This window comes from Pseudarthrobacter sp. NPDC058119 (genome assembly GCF_042884655.1).
Taxonomy (GTDB): Bacteria; Actinomycetota; Actinomycetes; order Actinomycetales; family Micrococcaceae; genus Arthrobacter.
This window is the reverse complement of the sequence record NZ_JBHVTN010000001.1, coordinates 680,252-696,268: the sequence shown is the minus strand read 5'-3', so window position 1 is coordinate 696,268 and position 16,017 is coordinate 680,252. Positions and strand designations below refer to the sequence as shown.

Sequence of the window (16,017 nt, the reverse complement as noted above, 5' to 3'; positions counted from 1 at the left end):
GGTGGGCGGGCGTTTGGGCTTTAGTGCCCGCCTCTCCCAGCTCCCAGATGCCTCCGGATGTGATGCTTGACACGTGTTAGGTCGGTCATCTACAGTTCCTAACACGTGTTAGGAAGGAAAAGGACATGACCGGAGCCATCAACGGGCACCTGCGGGAGATCACCCGCCGTACCGCACTGGGTGCCCTGGGCGCGGGAATCATCGGAGCTACCGTGGCGTCGTGGCCGCGGCTCTCCGGAACGGACATACCGGGCCGCGGGGACAACAGCCTCAGCATCGCCATCATGGGTACCGCAGCGGACGCCGCCGCCCGCCAGCGCGCCATCGACGCATTCACCCGACTCCACCCGGAAATCCGGGTCAAGGTCCAGGCAATCCAGGCCGTGGACTGGAAAGACTTCTTCACCAAGATCCTCACCATGGTGGCCGCCGGCACCCCGCCGGACGTGGTGTACGTGGCCACCGAGGGCGCCCAGCTGTTCGCCGAAAGGCTGGCCCACCCGCTGGACGAGTACATCCGCCGAGACGCCGCGGACATGCGCGAATTCTTCGATGACGTCCACCCCAGCCTGGTGGAGGCCTTCATGTACAAGGGCAGCCTGTACCAGCTCCCCATGGACTGGAACGCCGCCAACATGTACTACAACACCGCCGCCTTCGCGCAGGCAGGCCTGGATCGGCCCGCGGACGACTGGACCCACATCGACTTCCGCAACAGCCTCGCCGCGATGCGCAGGGCCCGGACCTCTGATTTCACGCCCTACTACTGGACCAACCGGCTCTTCGGCGGCGTGGTCCCGTGGCTCTACGCCAACGACACCAGTTTCCTCAAGGAGACCAGGTCCGCGGGCGGCGAATGGCTCTGGGACGGCTTCTACGCCGACGATCCCTCCCGCAGCCTCCGCTCCGGCGGCTACCAGTGGCTGGAACCCAACGCCAACGACGGCCGCGTGTTCGAGTCCTTCGACTACCTCCGCGGCCTGGTCAAGGACGGACTGGGCGTCCGGCCCGAAGAAGGCGGCGGCAGTTCCCTGGTGGGCCTGTTCGCCTCCAACCGGATCGGAACCACTCCCGCGGGCGGCTACTGGGTGCAGGGCCTGCACGAGGCCGGGATGGGCGCCAACGACTTTGACGTCCAGTTCTTCCCGCGTTGGAAGACCCAGCGCCACCAGTTCGGCACCGCCGGCTACGCGATCATGAAGACCGCCAAGGACAAGGACGCCGCCTGGGAATGGATCAAGTTCAGCTCCAGCCGCGAGGCCATGGAACTGATCTTCCCCAACCCGATCACCACTCCGGCGCGCCGCTCCATGGTCAACGAACAGCTGTACGCCGGCAAGGGGCCCGCCCACTGGAAGGTCTTCTACGACACCCTGGACCGGTTCCCCACCACCGGCCCCATCCCGGCACCACCCCAGCAGGCCGCCGTCGAAACGGCCCTGATGAAGAACGTATCCCTTGCCGTCAGCGGGGACGAGCAGCAGCTCAAGCAGGCCCTCGCATCCATGCAGCGCGACCTTGAACTTGCCCTGAGGAGGCAGTCATGAGCACCACCACCCCGCCCCGGGAACGGCCCAAGCGGGCAGCCGGCCGGGCAAGTACGACGACGGCCCGCACCCACGGCGCCGGCGGCACCAGCGGTGCCGCCACCGCGGGCGGCCGCAGCGGCTCCAGGCACAACCAGCGCTGGCTGGCCTGGATTTTCCTGGCCCCCACCATCCTGGGCATGGGCCTGTTCACCCTGGTTCCCATCGTGGCTTCGGTTGTTCTGGCCTTCTTCCGCTGGGACATCATTTCGGCCCCCAGCTTCGTGGGCTTCGACAACTTCTCCGAAGTGGTCCAGGACCCCACCGTGCGGGTGTCCTTCCTGAACACCATCGTGTTCGTGGTGGTGGCCGTGGCACTCCAGCTGGGGCTGGCCCTGGCGCTGGCGGTCATGGTGCAGGAGAAGATGCCGGCGTGGCTGCGGGTGTTCTTCCGGTCCGCGTTCTTCTTCCCGCTGATCCTGTCCGCCGCGTCGGTGTCCATCTTCATGCGGTACCTCTTCAACGAACAGTTCGGCGTGGTCAACTGGTTCCTGTCCCTGGTGGGCATCCCCGCCGTGCCCTGGCTGACCACCCCGGGCGGATCGGCCGCCGTCGTGATCCTGGTGTACGTCTGGCAGAACTTCGGCTTCTCCTTCCTCCTGTTCATCGGCGGACTGGCCTCCATACCCGTCGAGACATATGAGGCGGCGGCAATCGACGGCGCCACCGGCTGGCGCAAGCACCTCCACGTGACGCTGCCGCTGTTGAGCCCCACCACCCTGGTGGCCTCGGTCATGGCCATCATCAGCGCCCTGCAGGTCTTCGACCAGCCCTACGTCCTGACCCGCGGCGGCCCCGGAGACTCCACCCGCACCGCCGTCATGGTCATCTTCGAATCGGCCTTCCAGCGGCTCGAATTCGGCCAGGCATCCGCCATCGGCGTGCTGCTCACGCTGATCATCATGGCCATCACGGCCGCACAGTTCCGGCTCAGCAAACGATTCGTCTTCTACCAGTAAGGCCAGCCATGACAACCACAACTGACCACGGCCTGGCCGGACACTCGCCCCGGCTCTCCCAAGGCCTCCCCGTCACCACGCCCAACCGGAAGAAGTTCAACTGGAGCTTCGCCGTCCGGACCCTCCTGCTCCTGCTCGCCGCTGCGCTGACCCTCGGGCCGGTGCTCTGGACCCTGTCCACGTCGCTGCGGTCACCGTCGGAATCGTTCAAGCTGCCGCCGTCGTTCATTCCCTGGAACCCGGACTTCACTTCCTACGGGGAAGTATTCAAGCAGCTGAATATCTTCCTGCTGGTCCTCAACAGCGCCCTGGTCACGGGCGTGATCGCGGTGGGCCAGATGGTCTCCGCCGCCCTGGCCGGCTATGCGTTCGCGCACCTGAATTTCCGTGGACGCGGCGCGCTGTTCTCAATCGTGCTGGCCACCATGATGGTGCCCGTGCAGGTGACGATCGTCCCCGTCTTCATGCTGATCCGCGGCATGGGCCTGTCCGACACCCTGCTCGCACTGATCCTCCCGGCCATCCCGACGGCGTTCGGCACCTTCCTGATGCGCCAGTACTTCATGGGGCTGCCGGCCGAACTGGCCGAAGCCGCCTCGATCGACGGCGCCAGCCCGTGGCGGACCTTCCGTTCGGTGTATGCGCCCCTGGCGATGCCCGGCATGGCGATCGTGGGAATCCTGGCGTTCAACTTCCACTGGAACGAGTTCTTCCGCCCGCTGATCCTCACCATTTCCGAACAGAACTTCACCCTCCCGCTGGGCCTCGTCTCACTGCAGGGCAACCTGGGCACCGGCAGCATCTCGGTGGTGCTCGCCGGGGTGGTCCTGTCCATGATTCCCGCGCTGGTGGTCTTCATCTTCGGCCAGCGCGCCCTGCAGGACGGCCTCACGGCCGGAACCGGCAAGTAAACCTCCCTCTCCCAAGCCCGAAAGGCCGTTCCATGACCTCCCCGGACCTCGCCGCCGTCCCATTCGATGCCGTCGCCGCCGCTCATCCCGACCCCGCCTTCCCCCGCTTCCACCCCCGCCCGGCGCAGGGCTGGATCAACGACCCCAACGGCATCAGCTTCATCAACGGCCGGTACCACGTGTTCTTCCAGTACAACCCGGACTCAGCCCGGCATCACAGGATCGCCTGGGGACACGTGAGCTCAGCGGACCTGGTCCGCTGGGAGGAGCACCCCGTGGCGCTCCGCCCGCAGGACGGCGGTCCCGACGAGTACGGCTGCTGGACAGGGGTGGTGACGGACGACGACGGTGTTCCCACCGCTGCGTACTCCGGCGTCCGCAGCGACGGGGGTCACTCCCAGGTGGTCATCGCCCGCGGCTCCCAGGACCTGGTGGATTGGAACCAGACCGGCCACGTGGCGGCCACCATGCCCGACGACGGGCTGGTCACCGCCGTGCGGGACCCCTTCATCTTCCACTTCAATGGCAGGCGCTACGCCATGCAGGGCGCCGGACTGGCCAACGGACACGCCGCCCTGCTGCTCTACACCGTGGACGATTTGTCCGACTGGAAGTACCAGGGCATCTGGCTGACCTCCGAGAACCCGGTTGCCGCCACGTTTACCCCGGCCGAGATCTGGGAGTGCCCGCAGCTGGTGCAGGTTCCGGACAGCTCCGGCGCGGAGACGTGGCTGATGATGTTCTCGCTCTGGCTCGCGGGCGACTCACACGAGCACGCCAACGGGGTGGGCCACCTGGTCGGGTCACTGGCCGAAGACCCGGCCACGGGGCTGCCCGTCTTCACGCCGCGGACCGGTGGAAAGTCCGACCTGGGCCGCGACTTCTACGCCCCGCAGGTGGTGTCCCTGGCGGACCGGGCCCTGCTGTGGGGCTGGGCCAACGAAGGCCCGGGGCGGGACGGGCGCCGCGGCCGCAGCCAGGACGAGATCGACGCCGCCGGCTGGGCAGGAGTCCTGACCTTCCCGCGCGAGCTGTCTGTAGTGGACGGCGCCTTGGCGGTCAGCCCGGCCCCGGAAATTGATGCCTACCGCGGAGAGTTGCTGGCCCGCCGCGCGTCCGGGACGGTGCCTGTGCCGGCCTTCGCCGAGGCTATGGTGAGGGCAAGCATTGAGGGCCCGGTGGAACTGCTCCTGGTAGGGAACGGAAGCCGGCAGATGGTCTTCAGCGGAAGCATTGCTTCGGGCGAGGAACTGCGGGTGTTCGTGGATGCATCGTTGGTGGAGGTGTACCGGAGCGGCTCGGTAGCCACTACGCTGCGTGCTTATCCGGCAGCGGGGGAGGAGTGGCAACTGAGCCTTCCCGCAGGGGCAACAGCGGACGTCTGGACCCTGGCCGGGCCCGCGTAGCCCGCTCCACACCGGTCCGGTAAGTCCAGGCTGGCGGCGCGGTCAGCGTCCGGCCGGGACCGGGCCGGTGGACTCCCTGGCCACCAGCCGGCACGGGACCAAAGTCTCGGGCGCCGCGCCGGAGACGGCAGCGGCAGCCGGGCCGCCGCCGTCGGACGCTCCCTTCGGCGCCGACCCCACCTCGGCGAGCAGGGACGTCATGGCCGCAGCCCCCATTTCCCGGAGCGGCAGGGCGATGGTGCTCAGTGCCGGGACCATGGCCTTGGCGATGCGGAACTCATCGTCATACCCCATGACGGACACGTCCTGCGGGACGCTGAGGCCCAGCCGGTAGCAGGCCAGCACCACGCCGATGGCAAGGCGGTCGTTGGCGCACAGGATGGCGGTGGGCCGGCCGGCCGGTTCCACGCCTTCGAGGAGTTTCATGGCGCCGTGGAAGCCGGCGTCGATGTCCCAGCCCACCTGGATGACGCGGTCCCCGTTGACAGGCCTCCCCGCGATGCTGAAGGCCTCGCGGTAGCCCTCGATCCGGCGGGGCGCCGCGGGGGTCAGGGAGTCGCCGGCGAGGAATGCGATGTCACGGTGGCCCAGGGACATCACGTGCTCCGCCGCTTCCCGGCCGCCGCGCACTTCGTCAGGAATCACGGCCGGAAGCCCTGCTTCCGGCCGGTCATCGAAGCAGTTGGCAAGGATCGACGGCACACGTGCCATGTTCGCGGGCACGTGCAGCGGCCGCAGGCCCACAGTCACGTACATCAGCCCGTCCACCTGGCGGTCCAGCAGGGTTTCCACGGCGCTCTCATCGCGCGACTCGTCCAGTTCGGTGTCCATCACCACTGTCACAAAGCCGTGTTCCCGGGCCACTGCATCCGCGCCGGCGATGATGTTGCCGTCGAACGGGCTGGTGACCACCTGGTCGGACACGATTCCGATAATGCGCGACTGCTGGTTGCGCAGGCTCAGGGCGATCTTGTTGGGGGAGTAATTGAGCGCAGCCGCTGCTTCCCGGATCCGCTGCTGGCTCTCGAGGGCCACGTTCCCGTCGCCGCGGCCGTTGAGCACCAGCGAGACGGCACTGCGCGAGACGCCTGCCAGCTTGGCAACGTCGAGGGCGGTGGCCTTGCGCTTCATTGGCGGTCCTTTGGGTGCTGAAATCTCTTGCTTGGGTGCAGTTTACCTAACTCGTGTGAGCTTCCGCGCTCTCCCGACGCCCCACCACCTTCCGCCCCTTTTTCGGGAACGCCCCATCACTTTTAGCTCCCTTTTCGGGAACGCCCCATCACCTTTCGGGCCTATGAAGGCGGGAGGTGATGGGGCGTGTGGTGGATTGGGGCGGGAGGTGATGGGGCGTTGGAGGATGGCAGACTGGGTTGGTGACTTCGTTGAACGAACCAGCCCCGGAGACCCCCGGGCCGGGCAGCCCTGACGCCCCCGACGCTGCGCTGGGCGCGATCGCTGCGGCGCGGATCGCCGTCGACGTCCTGCTCGACGGCGGCGTGCGGCACGTGGTGGTATCGCCGGGGTCGCGGTCGGCCCCCATGGCCTACGCCCTCGCCGAAGCCTCAGCCGCGGGCCGGGTGGACCTGCTGGTCCGCATCGACGAGCGCTCTGCAGGCTTCACCGCACTGGGCCTGGCCCTGTCCAGCGGCTCGCCCGCAGCCGTCCTCACCACGTCAGGGACCGCCGTCGGAAACCTGATGCCCGCGGTGATGGAAGCCAACCACGCCGCCGTCCCGCTGATTGTTCTCTCAGCAGACCGTCCCGATGAGCTGCGCGGGACCGGCGCCAACCAGACCACGGTGCAGCCGGACCTCTTTGGCGAGCACGTCCGGTTCGCCGCCGATGTTCCCGCGGGCAGCAACCCCGAACGGGCCATCCAGACCGGACTTTCCGCAGCCACCGGCGCATTCCCGGACCTTCCGCCGGGCCCCGTCCAGCTCAACCTCGCGTTCCGCGACCCTCTGGTTCCCGCCCCCGGGGACCGGCTGCCCGACGCCGTGGAGCGGCAGCGCTACCGCGTGGGATCCGAGCCGCTGGTCATGAACCTGCCGCCGGCCCCGGACACGCTGCCCGAGCGGCGGACGGTGGTGCTGGCAGGGCACGACGCCGGTCCGGTTGCCGAAGCCTTCGCCCGCGCCCACAACCTGCCCCTGCTCGCCGAGCCTTCTTCCAACTCCCGCTTTGGTCCCAATGCCGTCGGCCCATACCGGCTGCTGCTGGAACATTTCCGGGCCGGTTCCGCGCAGCCCATCGAGCGGGTGGTGCTGTTCGGCCGACCGACGCTTTCCCGTCCGGTGGCTGCGCTGCTGGCCAGTGCCGACGTCGAATCCGCCCTGTACCAGCCCGTCCCGGTGGCTTGGTACGAGCCGGGGCGCCGCACCGAGCTGCCGTTGGAAAACCTTGCGGACCTGGCCGGGTTCGCCGGCCGTGGCGGCTCCACCTGGCTGGACACCTGGCTGCTGGCGGGATCGGCCGCGCAGCACGCGCTGGACCAGGTGGTGTCTGCGGAAGCCGCCGCAAAGGGACCGTCAGTGGCCGCGCTTGTCTGGAAACACTCGCGCGGCCAGCTGCTGCTCGGTTCCTCCAACGGCATCCGGGACGTTGACCTGGCGGGGCTTCCCGCCGCAGATCCAGCCGCTACCGTATACGCCAACCGCGGCCTGGCCGGCATCGACGGCACCATCTCCACCGCCACCGGCATCGCCCTCGGCGGCCGGCAGCAGACTACCGTCCTGCTGGGGGACGTGACCTTCCTGCACGACGCCGGCGGCCTCCTCCTCGGTGCCGGCGAAGAACAGCCGGACCTGAGGATCGTGGTGCTGAACGATTCCGGCGGCGCCATCTTCAGCCTGCTTGAGCACGGGGGAGTGGAGGAAGGCGGCCGCTACGGAGACGCCGTCGAGCGCCTCTTCGGCACCCCGCACTCGGTGGACATTGCGGCACTCGCGGCGGCGTACGGCGTCGGACACTCCCTGGTGGGTACGACGGCGGGACTCGCCGAAGCGCTGGCCCATCCTGTGCAGGGGCGCAGCATCCTGGAGGTCCGCACGGACCGCCGGTCGCTGCGGCAGCTCCATGCGCGGATCAAGGACGCCGTGACCGCCGCCGTTCAGGGTGTGCTCTCCGGGCAGTAGCTGCCGACGCGCAACATCCCCTGCCGACGCGCAAAGTACCTCACAACGCAGAAATGCCCTGCCGCTGCCGGAATACCGGTAGCGACAGGGCATTTGCGCGTCGAACGTGAGTAACCGTGTCAGAGCACGCGGCCCAGGAACTCCTTGGTGCGGGCATGCTGCGGGTTGGCGATGATCTCGCGGGGATCGCCCGATTCCACCACCACGCCGCCGTCCATGAACGTCAGCGTGTCACCCACCTCACGGGCGAAGCCGATCTCGTGGGTCACCACGATCATGGTCATGCCGGACTTGGCGAGGTCCTTCATCACGTTCAGGACATCGCCCACCAGCTCCGGGTCCAGCGCCGACGTGGGCTCATCGAAGAGCATGAGCTCCGGCTCCATGGCCAGCGCACGGGCGATGGCCACGCGCTGCTGCTGGCCGCCGGAAAGCTGGGACGGGTAGTGGCCGGCACGGTCGCCGAGCCCCACCCGGTCCAGCAGCTCAAGCGCCCGCTTTTGGGCGGCAGCCTTGGACTGGCCCTTCACGTGCACCGGCGCCTCCATGACGTTCTGGAGCGCCGTCTTGTGCGGGAAGAGGTTGAAGCGTTGGAAGACCATGCCGATTTCGCGGCGCTGGGCGGCGATTTCCTTGGTCTTGAGGTCGTGGAGCCTGCCGTTGACCTCGCGGTAGCCGATCAGCTGGCCGCCAACGGAGATCCGGCCGGCGCTGATGGATTCCAGGAGGTTCACGCACCGCAGCATGGTGGACTTGCCGGAACCCGACGGCCCGATCACCACCGACACTTCGCCCTGGTTGACGGTCATGTCGATGCCCCGGAGGACATGGTGGTGCCCGTAGTACTTGTGGAGGCCCTCGATCTTGACCAGCGGCTTCTCTGCTGTGACGGTCATCGTGCACTCTCCTCGGGGAAGTCCGTCTTCATGGACCGCGTGGCATCGGCGCCGGCGCCGGCTGCTTTGGCGGCGGCCGGGTTTACTGCCGCCGGGGCGAGGTTGTCCACGCCCTTGCCGTAGTAGGCCTCGATGAAGTGTTGGCCGACCATGAGGATGCTGGTGATAACCAGGTACCAAATCGCGGCCACGATCAGCAGCGGAACCGGCAGATAGGTCCGGTTGGCCAGGGCGTTCGTGGCGAACGTCAGGTCCAGGGTGAACGGAACGGCCAGGACCAGCGAGGTGGTCTTCAGCATGCCGATCGTTTCGTTGCCGGTGGGAGGAACGATCACGCGCATAGCCTGCGGCAGGATGATCCGCCACATGATCTTGCCCTTGGCCATGCCCAGTGCCTCGGCCGCTTCCTGCTGGCCCCGGTCCACGGACTTGAGGCCGGCCCGGAAGATCTCAGCCAGGTAGGCAGACTCGTTCAGGCCCAGGCCGAGGATCGCAGCGACGGTGGCGTTGACCACGCTCGCCGTATCCAGGCTGAAAAGTTCGGGTCCAAACGGAACGCCGGCACTGATCTTGGGGTAAAGGACTGCGATCAAGCCCCAGAACACCAGCTGGGTATAAACCGGGGTGCCGCGGAAGAACCACACCCAGACCCAGCTGGACCACCGGAAGATCGGATTGTCTGACTGCCGCATGAACGCCAGCAGGATGGCCAGGACAATGGCCAGGACCATCGATGCGACCGTCAGCAGGAGGGTCCAGCCCACGCCCTGGACCACTTTCACGTCCAGGATGTAGGTGCCCACAATGTCCCAGCGGAAGTTGGGGTTGGTGAACAGGCTCTGCAGGAAAATTGCAACGAAGGCGAGGATGATGACGGCGCTGACCCACCGGCCGGGGTGGCGCACCGGCACTGACTTATTCAGTACCGGTGCGTCCCGGTGTTGATGGTGTTCCATGTGCACACCTGACTTGTCGTCGGTAACGCGAAAACTCAAGACTTGACCGCCGGGTTGACCTCGGACTTGGTGATGGCGCCTTCAGAGTTGCCCCAGCCGTCCAGGATCTTCTTGTAGGAGCCGTCCTGCATCAGCTTGGTGACGGTCTTCTGGATGACGTCGGCCCAGGCGGTGTCGGCCTTGGCCACGGCGATGCCCTGCGGAGCGGAGTCGTAGACGTCGCCGAGCTTTTCCAGCTGGCCGTTGGTCTGGGTCAGCGCGTAGCCGATGATCGGGGAGTCCGCGGCCATGGCGTCGATGCTGCCGTTGACCAGGCGCGTGGTGACATCCGTCTGGTTCTTCAGGGTGACGATGTCGATGGGCTTCTTGCCGTCAGCAACGCACTTCTTGTTGCGGTCGGAGAGGTCCGGGTCTTCCTGGACGGTGCCGGTCTGCACACCGATGGACTTACCGCACACATCGTCCAGCGAGAACTTGTTGGGGTTGCCCTTCTTGACGGCCCACGCCGTGCCTGCGTTGAAGTAGCTGACCATGTTCACGGCGCCCAGGCGTTCCGGGTTGATGGTGAACGAGGAGATGCCCAGATCGTACTTGGGGCCGAGGGCCGGGAGGATGCCGGTGAACTCCGCGGTCTGGACCTGGACCTTGAGTCCCAGGGTGGCGCCGATGGCCTTGGCGATGTCCACGTCGTAGCCGACCGGAGTCTGGCCGTCCGGACCCAGGAATTCGGCCGGGGCGTAGCTGGTGTCGGAGCCGACCGTGATGGTGCCCTTGGACTTGATGGCGTCCGGGACCATGGCGGCCAGGGCATCGTCCTTCTTGACCGTGGTGGGATCAAAGCTGGCGCTGGCGCTGCCCGAAGAAGTGGCCGCGCTGGAGGGACCCGTTTCCGAGGCGTTCGTGCATGCTGAGAGGGCCAGGGCGCTGATGGCGATCATGGTGGCAGCGGTCAGCTTGGAGGTGCCCAGGAGGGTACGGGGAGTCTGCATTTCTTACCTTTTGTTGCAGGGGCTATGAGGTACTAACGCGGCTTATAGTGTAACGCTCAACAAGAGAGGTACGTCACACGCAACTAAGTTTCACTATTGGATAACTGTAGCGGTGGCAAAATCAAGCCTTCCAGAAGAGCATGTGTCTGTCATCCCAGACTCGCTGCCCGGGAAGGCGCGAAAAGAACGTCAGCTGTTGATGCCCAGGGACTCCAGCATCGGCCGGAACTTGGCCCAGGTCTCCGCCAGTTCGGCCTCGGGCTGCGAGCCGTCAACGATGCCGCACCCGGCATACAGCCGGACGGTTTCAGGGGACTCGATGACCGCCCCGCGCAGGGCGATGCCCCACTCCCCGTTGCCGGCTGCGTCCAGCCAGCCCACCGGACCGGCGTACGGTCCGCGGTCCAGGTGCTCCAGTTTGCGGATCAGTTCCCCGGCCACGAGGGTGGGCGTCCCGCAGACCGCGGCGGTGGGATGCAGTGCATTGATCAGGGCCAGGCAGGTTGGCACATGGCCTTCCACCTCGGTGAGCTCGGCCTTGACGTCGGAGGCAAGGTGCCAAACGTTGGGCAGCTCCAGGATGAAAGGTTCGTCATGGGCGTTCATAGCCTCGGAGAACGGCGCCAGCTGCTTGGTCAGCGACTGGATGGCAATCTCATGCTCATGCCGTTGCTTCTCCGAGCCAGCCAGGACGCGTGTGGCGTAGTCCATCGGCGGCCCGTCCTCGCCGTGCGCATCGCGGCGGTCCAGGGTGCCGGCCAGCACGCGGGCCTGGGCGGTGCGACCCTCCACCTGGATCAGCATCTCGGGCGTGGCCCCCACCAGTCCGTCCACGCCGTAGGTCCAGCATTCGCGGTACCGTGCGGCCAGCTCGCGCAGCACATCCGCGGCATGTACGCCGGAAGGAATAGTTGCGACGACGTCCCGTGCCAGCACCAGCTTTTCCAGGGCGCCCGTCCGGATTTCGGCAACACCGGCGGCCACGGCTTCCATCCAGGCTTCCTCGCTGAGGGAACCGGTGTGCAGCGTCGCGCCGGCAGCCAGGGGGAGGGGGCGCACGACGGCGCCACCCGCCGCGCCGGGCACGTCACCAACCGACGCGTCCCCGGCGGAGCCTGCTGCCGGCGTCGTGCCTTCCGAAGCCGGCGCACCGGCGGAACCGCCGCCCACCCAGCGGTCCAGCGCGGCGAGGGCCGTCTCTTCGGTGAGCGGGCCGCCGTCGAACGTCAACTGGGTGAGCCAGGCCTGGTTGTCCCGCACTCCCACCACGATCTCCGGCACGATGAGCCGTGATTCATGGGCCGACGTCTTGGAGAACGCGAAGGAACCGAAAGCCACCGGGCCGGTGCCTGGCAGCTCCACGGAATCCGCCACCTCGGCCTCCAGGACCAGGTGCCGCCACCAGATGTCCGCCTCCAGGAACCGGTCCGGTCCCGTGGCGGTGAACCGTGCGATCTCGCCGAAGCCTGCCAGGCCGGCTTCGCGCCTGGTCCAGCACAGGACATCGTCACGGACCAGAAACGCAGGAAGTCCCCCGGGGAATTCTTTTCCATCCAAGGGGACTGTCAGGCTTGTCAGGAGACCGGTGCCGAGCGTGCTTGTCATGATGGATCAACAGTACCCCCGACAGTAATCCGCAGTACTTCGCAGTAACTTTCCGCCCCTGGCCGCGTCGAATCCGTACTGGTCAGCGCCGTCAGGAACATTTGAGACAATGTCATGGTGAACCGAGCATCCTTGGATAAGCGTCCGGACGAAGTAGCCACAATGTTTGACGACGTCGCACCGAAATACGACGTCGTCAACGATGTCCTCTCCATGGGGCAGACCCGCCGCTGGCGGAAGATCGTGGTTGATGCCATGGAAGTCTCGAAGGGCCAGCGGGTCCTGGATCTTGCCGCCGGAACGGGTACCTCCAGCGAGCCATATGCCGACGCCGGCATAGACGTTGTGGCCTGTGATTTCTCCCTGGGCATGCTCAAGGTGGGCAAGCGCCGCCGCCCGGACATCAACTTCGTCGCCGGGGATGCCACCAACCTCCCGTTCGCGGACAACACCTTCGATGCCAGCACCATTTCCTTTGGCCTGCGCAACGTGAACGAGCCCAAGAAGGCGCTGCAGGAGATGCTGCGGGTCACCAAGCCCGGCGGCCGCGTGGTTATCGCCGAGTTCTCCCAGCCCGTGGTGCCGCTGTGGCGCACCATGTACACGGAGTACCTGATGCGCGCCCTGCCCGCGATCGCCACGAAGGTTGCCTCCAACCCGGACGCGTACGTCTACCTCGCCGAGTCCATCCGCGCCTGGCCGGACCAGGACCACCTGGCCGCCTGGCTGCAGGAGTGCGGCTGGGAGAAGGTCACCTACCGCAACCTCACCGGCGGCATCGTGGCGGTGCACCGCGCGTTCAAGCCGGCCGATTCCTCGCCCGACGGCGCTGCTGCCGCCATCGCCGCGCACAAGGGCCCCGTGGCCAAGCTGCGGCGCAACACCGCGCGCTGACCTGTGAAGGTACTGATTGTCGGCGCGGGTCCGGCCGGATCCACTGCCGCGTACTACCTCGCCAAGGCCGGCCTTGAGGTCACGGTCCTGGAAAAGACGGCGTTTCCGCGCGAGAAGGTCTGCGGCGACGGACTGACGCCCCGCGCCGTCCGCGAAATCCAGAAGCTCGGCCTGCCGCACCCTGAGAACGACGGCTGGCGGCGCAACAAGGGGCTGCGCCTGATCGCCGGCGGCCGCACCATTGAGCTGCCCTGGCCCGAGGTGTCCGACTTTCCGCAGTATGGGCTGATCCGCACCCGCCTCGGCTTCGACGAGGAACTCGCGCGGCACGCTGAAGCCGCCGGCGCCACTATCCTTGAGCGGCACAGCGTCACCGAGGCCCTCCGCAACGAGGCCGGCCGCGTGACCGGCGTCCGCGCAGCGCTCCTTGACGAGTCCGGGCGCAAGACGGGGGAGACGCGCGAGTTCAGTGCCGACGTCGTCCTCGCTGCCGACGGCAACTCCACGCGCACCGCCGTGTCCCTTGGGATCCAGAAGCGCGACGACCGCCCGCTGGGTGTCGCCGTCCGCACCTACTTCACCTCGCCACGGACCAACGACGACTGGATGGAAGGCTGGCTGGAGCTGCCCGGCCGCGAAGGCAAGCTGCTGCCGGGCTACGGCTGGGTGTTCGGCGTGGGCGACGGCACCTCCAACGTGGGCCTGGGCATTCTGAACTCCTCCAAGGAATTCGGCAAGCTGGACTACAAGCAGGTCCTGCGCGAGTGGACCGCAGGCATGCCCGCCGACTGGGGCTTCACGCCGGAGAACCAGGTGGGCGAAATCCGTGGCGCGGCCCTGCCCATGGGCTTCAACCGCACCCCGCACTACGCGCCCGGCCTGCTCCTGCTGGGCGACGCCGGCGGCATGGTCTCGCCCTTCAACGGCGAGGGCATCTCCTACGCCATGGAGTCCGCCCGGTTCGCCGCCGAGTTCATCATCGACGCCTCGTCCCGCACGGCTGCTTCGGGCGGAACGTACGACGCCGACGCGCACCTGGCGCGGTACGCGGACTACGTACGGGACCAGTGGGGCTCACACTTCACCCTGGGCCGGGCCTTCGCCGCGCTGATCGGCAAGCCGGCCATCATGAAGCTGGCCCTGCGCACGGGCATGCCCATCCCGGTCCTGATGCGGTTCGTGGTCCGGCTCCTTGCCAACCTCACCGACCCGTCGGCGAAGGGCTTCGAGGACCGGGTGATCCGCGTCCTGGAATCACTGGTTCCGGCCACATCCAATACCCCGTCAGCTCCGAACCAGCGGTATCCGCAACAAAAAGTTAGGGTTAACCCGTGACCAACTCCGCAGACCACAGCTGGACGCACGCCGGGCACGGCCTGCCGGACTCCGAACCCAGCCTCAACACCACCGCCATCGCCACGGGACTTCAGCTGCCCGCAGGCTTCGCGGCCATCGCGGAGGACCCCGAACTCGGCCCTGCCATCACCACCAACCTGGCAAAGGTGGAGAAGAAACTCCGCGAAGCCATCGCCAACTCAGACCCCCTGGCGGACGCGACGTCGCGCCACCTGGTGGAGGCTGGCGGCAAGCGGATCCGGCCCCTGCTGACCCTGCTCTGCGCCCACCTCGGGGACGCGTCGCTGCCCGCCGTGGTGCAGGCTGCCGTCGTGGTTGAACTGACGCACCTGGCCACCCTGTACCACGACGACGTCATGGACTCCGCCCCCTTCCGCCGCGGCGCCCCCACGGCGCACGAGGTGTGGGGCAACTCCGTCGCGGTCCTGACCGGTGACCTGATTTTTGCCCGCGCCTCCATCCTGGTGTCGGAGCTCGGAGGCCGCGCACTGGGCATCCAGGCGCGCACCTTCGAGCGGCTGTGCCTGGGCCAGTTGCACGAGACCGTGGGCCCGCGGCCGGACGAGGATCCGGTGGAACACTACCTTTCGGTCATCGCGGACAAGACCGGCTCGCTGGTGGCCGCGTCCGGCCAGTTCGGTGCCATCTTCTCCGGCGCCGACGAGGCCTACGAGGACGTCCTGGTGGAGTACGGCGAGAAGGTGGGCGTGGCCTTCCAGCTAGCCGACGACGTCATCGACGTGACTGGAGTGAAGGTCAAGTCCGGCAAGTCCCCCGGCACCGACCTGCGCGAAGGGGTGCCCACCCTGCCGGTGCTGCTCCTGCGCAAGGCCGCTACGGATGGCGACCAGTCCGCCGTCGACCTCCTGAAACTGATTGACGGCGACCTGTCCTCCGACGAGGCGCTTGCCGCCGCCGTGGCAGGACTGCGCGAGCACCCTGTCACCGCGGATTCCTGGGTGGTGGCGCGGCAGTGGGCCAAGGAAGCCATTGAAGCCCTTGCTCCGCTGCCCGAGGGCGTGGTCAAGGAATCGCTGTCCAACTTCGCGCTGGCCGTGGTGGACCGCGCCAGCTGATTGTCGTTCGCTTAGGGCCCGGTACCTCTGGTTGATCCAGCCGCGAGGTGCCGGGCTTTTTTGTTGTGTCGATTTGGCCGTCGCAGCTGGGCTTAACGGGATAGCCCCGGTCCGCAACAACCGAAGTTGCTGTGAACCGGGGCTATCTCTCCGTTCGCATCAGACCCGCCGGAGGCGTTTAGCGGATCCGTGAATAGCTTATGACAGGTTTGTCACAATGCGCAAGTCCCGTGTAACTGCTCCTGTCAA

The 16,017-nt window shown here is 67.2% G+C and carries 13 protein-coding genes; 8 read left to right on the top strand and 5 right to left on the bottom strand.

All coding sequences use genetic code 11. The features are described from left to right. Positions 1–125: 125 nt before the first annotated feature. From ACFVTD_RS03260 to ACFVTD_RS03245, 4 genes are read left to right on the top strand one after another with little or no spacing between them, the layout of a single operon-like run. Entirely contained in the window at positions 126–1,547 is a 1,422-nt protein-coding gene (locus tag ACFVTD_RS03260; protein ID WP_387557944.1) for an extracellular solute-binding protein, read from the top strand. Continuing rightward, positions 1,544–2,545, top strand: a complete 1,002-nt coding sequence (locus ACFVTD_RS03255) for a carbohydrate ABC transporter permease (protein WP_387557940.1) — start codon at positions 1,544–1,546, stop codon at positions 2,543–2,545. The genes ACFVTD_RS03260 and ACFVTD_RS03255 overlap by 4 nt, the downstream gene beginning before the upstream one ends. 8 nt (positions 2,546–2,553) lie before the next feature. Then, positions 2,554–3,456, top strand: coding sequence for a carbohydrate ABC transporter permease (locus ACFVTD_RS03250; protein WP_387557937.1), 903 nt, complete (start codon positions 2,554–2,556; stop codon positions 3,454–3,456). Positions 3,457–3,488: 32 nt separating this feature from the next. Further along, a complete protein-coding gene (locus ACFVTD_RS03245) occupies positions 3,489–4,862 on the top strand; it encodes a glycoside hydrolase family 32 protein (RefSeq protein WP_387557934.1) in 1,374 nt (457 codons plus the stop codon). 42 nt (positions 4,863–4,904) lie between these two features. On the opposite strand, the gene ACFVTD_RS03240 is transcribed toward ACFVTD_RS03245, so the two are convergent. Continuing rightward, positions 4,905–5,993 carry a LacI family DNA-binding transcriptional regulator gene (locus tag ACFVTD_RS03240; protein ID WP_387557931.1) on the bottom strand — a complete coding sequence of 363 codons (1,089 nt, stop codon included), beginning with the start codon at positions 5,991–5,993 and terminating at the stop codon, positions 4,905–4,907. Positions 5,994–6,244: 251 nt separating this feature from the next. Between ACFVTD_RS03240 and menD the strand changes: the two genes are divergently transcribed. Beyond that, positions 6,245–7,996, top strand: a complete 1,752-nt coding sequence (gene menD / locus ACFVTD_RS03235; protein WP_387558958.1) for a 2-succinyl-5-enolpyruvyl-6-hydroxy-3-cyclohexene-1-carboxylic-acid synthase — start codon at positions 6,245–6,247, stop codon at positions 7,994–7,996. Positions 7,997–8,115: 119 nt separating this feature from the next. On the opposite strand, the gene ACFVTD_RS03230 is transcribed toward menD, so the two are convergent. The 4 genes from ACFVTD_RS03230 to ACFVTD_RS03215 all read right to left on the bottom strand — a co-directional run bounded on the left by ACFVTD_RS03230 (position 8,116) and on the right by ACFVTD_RS03215 (position 12,442). Beyond that, on the bottom strand, positions 8,116–8,892 hold the full coding sequence (locus ACFVTD_RS03230) for an amino acid ABC transporter ATP-binding protein (RefSeq protein WP_387557928.1): 777 nt from the start codon (positions 8,890–8,892) through the stop codon (positions 8,116–8,118). Next, positions 8,889–9,848, bottom strand: coding sequence for an amino acid ABC transporter permease (locus tag ACFVTD_RS03225; protein ID WP_387557925.1), 960 nt, complete (start codon positions 9,846–9,848; stop codon positions 8,889–8,891). Before ACFVTD_RS03225 ends, ACFVTD_RS03230 begins: the two co-directional genes overlap by 4 nt. 35 nt (positions 9,849–9,883) lie before the next feature. Beyond that, positions 9,884–10,837 (bottom strand): ABC transporter substrate-binding protein, encoded by a 954-nt coding sequence (locus ACFVTD_RS03220; protein WP_387557922.1) that lies wholly within the window; start codon positions 10,835–10,837, stop codon positions 9,884–9,886. A gap of 189 nt (positions 10,838–11,026) precedes the next feature. Next, the gene (locus ACFVTD_RS03215) at positions 11,027–12,442 is read right to left on the bottom strand and encodes an isochorismate synthase MenF (RefSeq protein ID WP_387557919.1); all 1,416 of its coding nucleotides are present in this window, start codon (positions 12,440–12,442) and stop codon (positions 11,027–11,029) included. A gap of 117 nt (positions 12,443–12,559) precedes the next feature. Here ACFVTD_RS03215 and ACFVTD_RS03210 point away from each other — a divergent pair, with 117 nt between their 5' ends. The 3 genes from ACFVTD_RS03210 to ACFVTD_RS03200 are packed head-to-tail and all read left to right on the top strand — an operon-like array spanning position 12,560 to position 15,768. After that, positions 12,560–13,336, top strand: a complete 777-nt coding sequence (locus tag ACFVTD_RS03210) for a demethylmenaquinone methyltransferase (protein WP_387557916.1) — start codon at positions 12,560–12,562, stop codon at positions 13,334–13,336. Positions 13,337–13,339: 3 nt separating this feature from the next. Next, the gene (locus ACFVTD_RS03205; protein ID WP_387557913.1) at positions 13,340–14,671 is read left to right on the top strand and encodes a geranylgeranyl reductase family protein; all 1,332 of its coding nucleotides are present in this window, start codon (positions 13,340–13,342) and stop codon (positions 14,669–14,671) included. Continuing rightward, positions 14,668–15,768, top strand: coding sequence for a polyprenyl synthetase family protein (locus ACFVTD_RS03200; RefSeq protein ID WP_387557910.1), 1,101 nt, complete (start codon positions 14,668–14,670; stop codon positions 15,766–15,768). Before ACFVTD_RS03205 ends, ACFVTD_RS03200 begins: the two co-directional genes overlap by 4 nt. Positions 15,769–16,017: the final 249 nt, after the last annotated feature.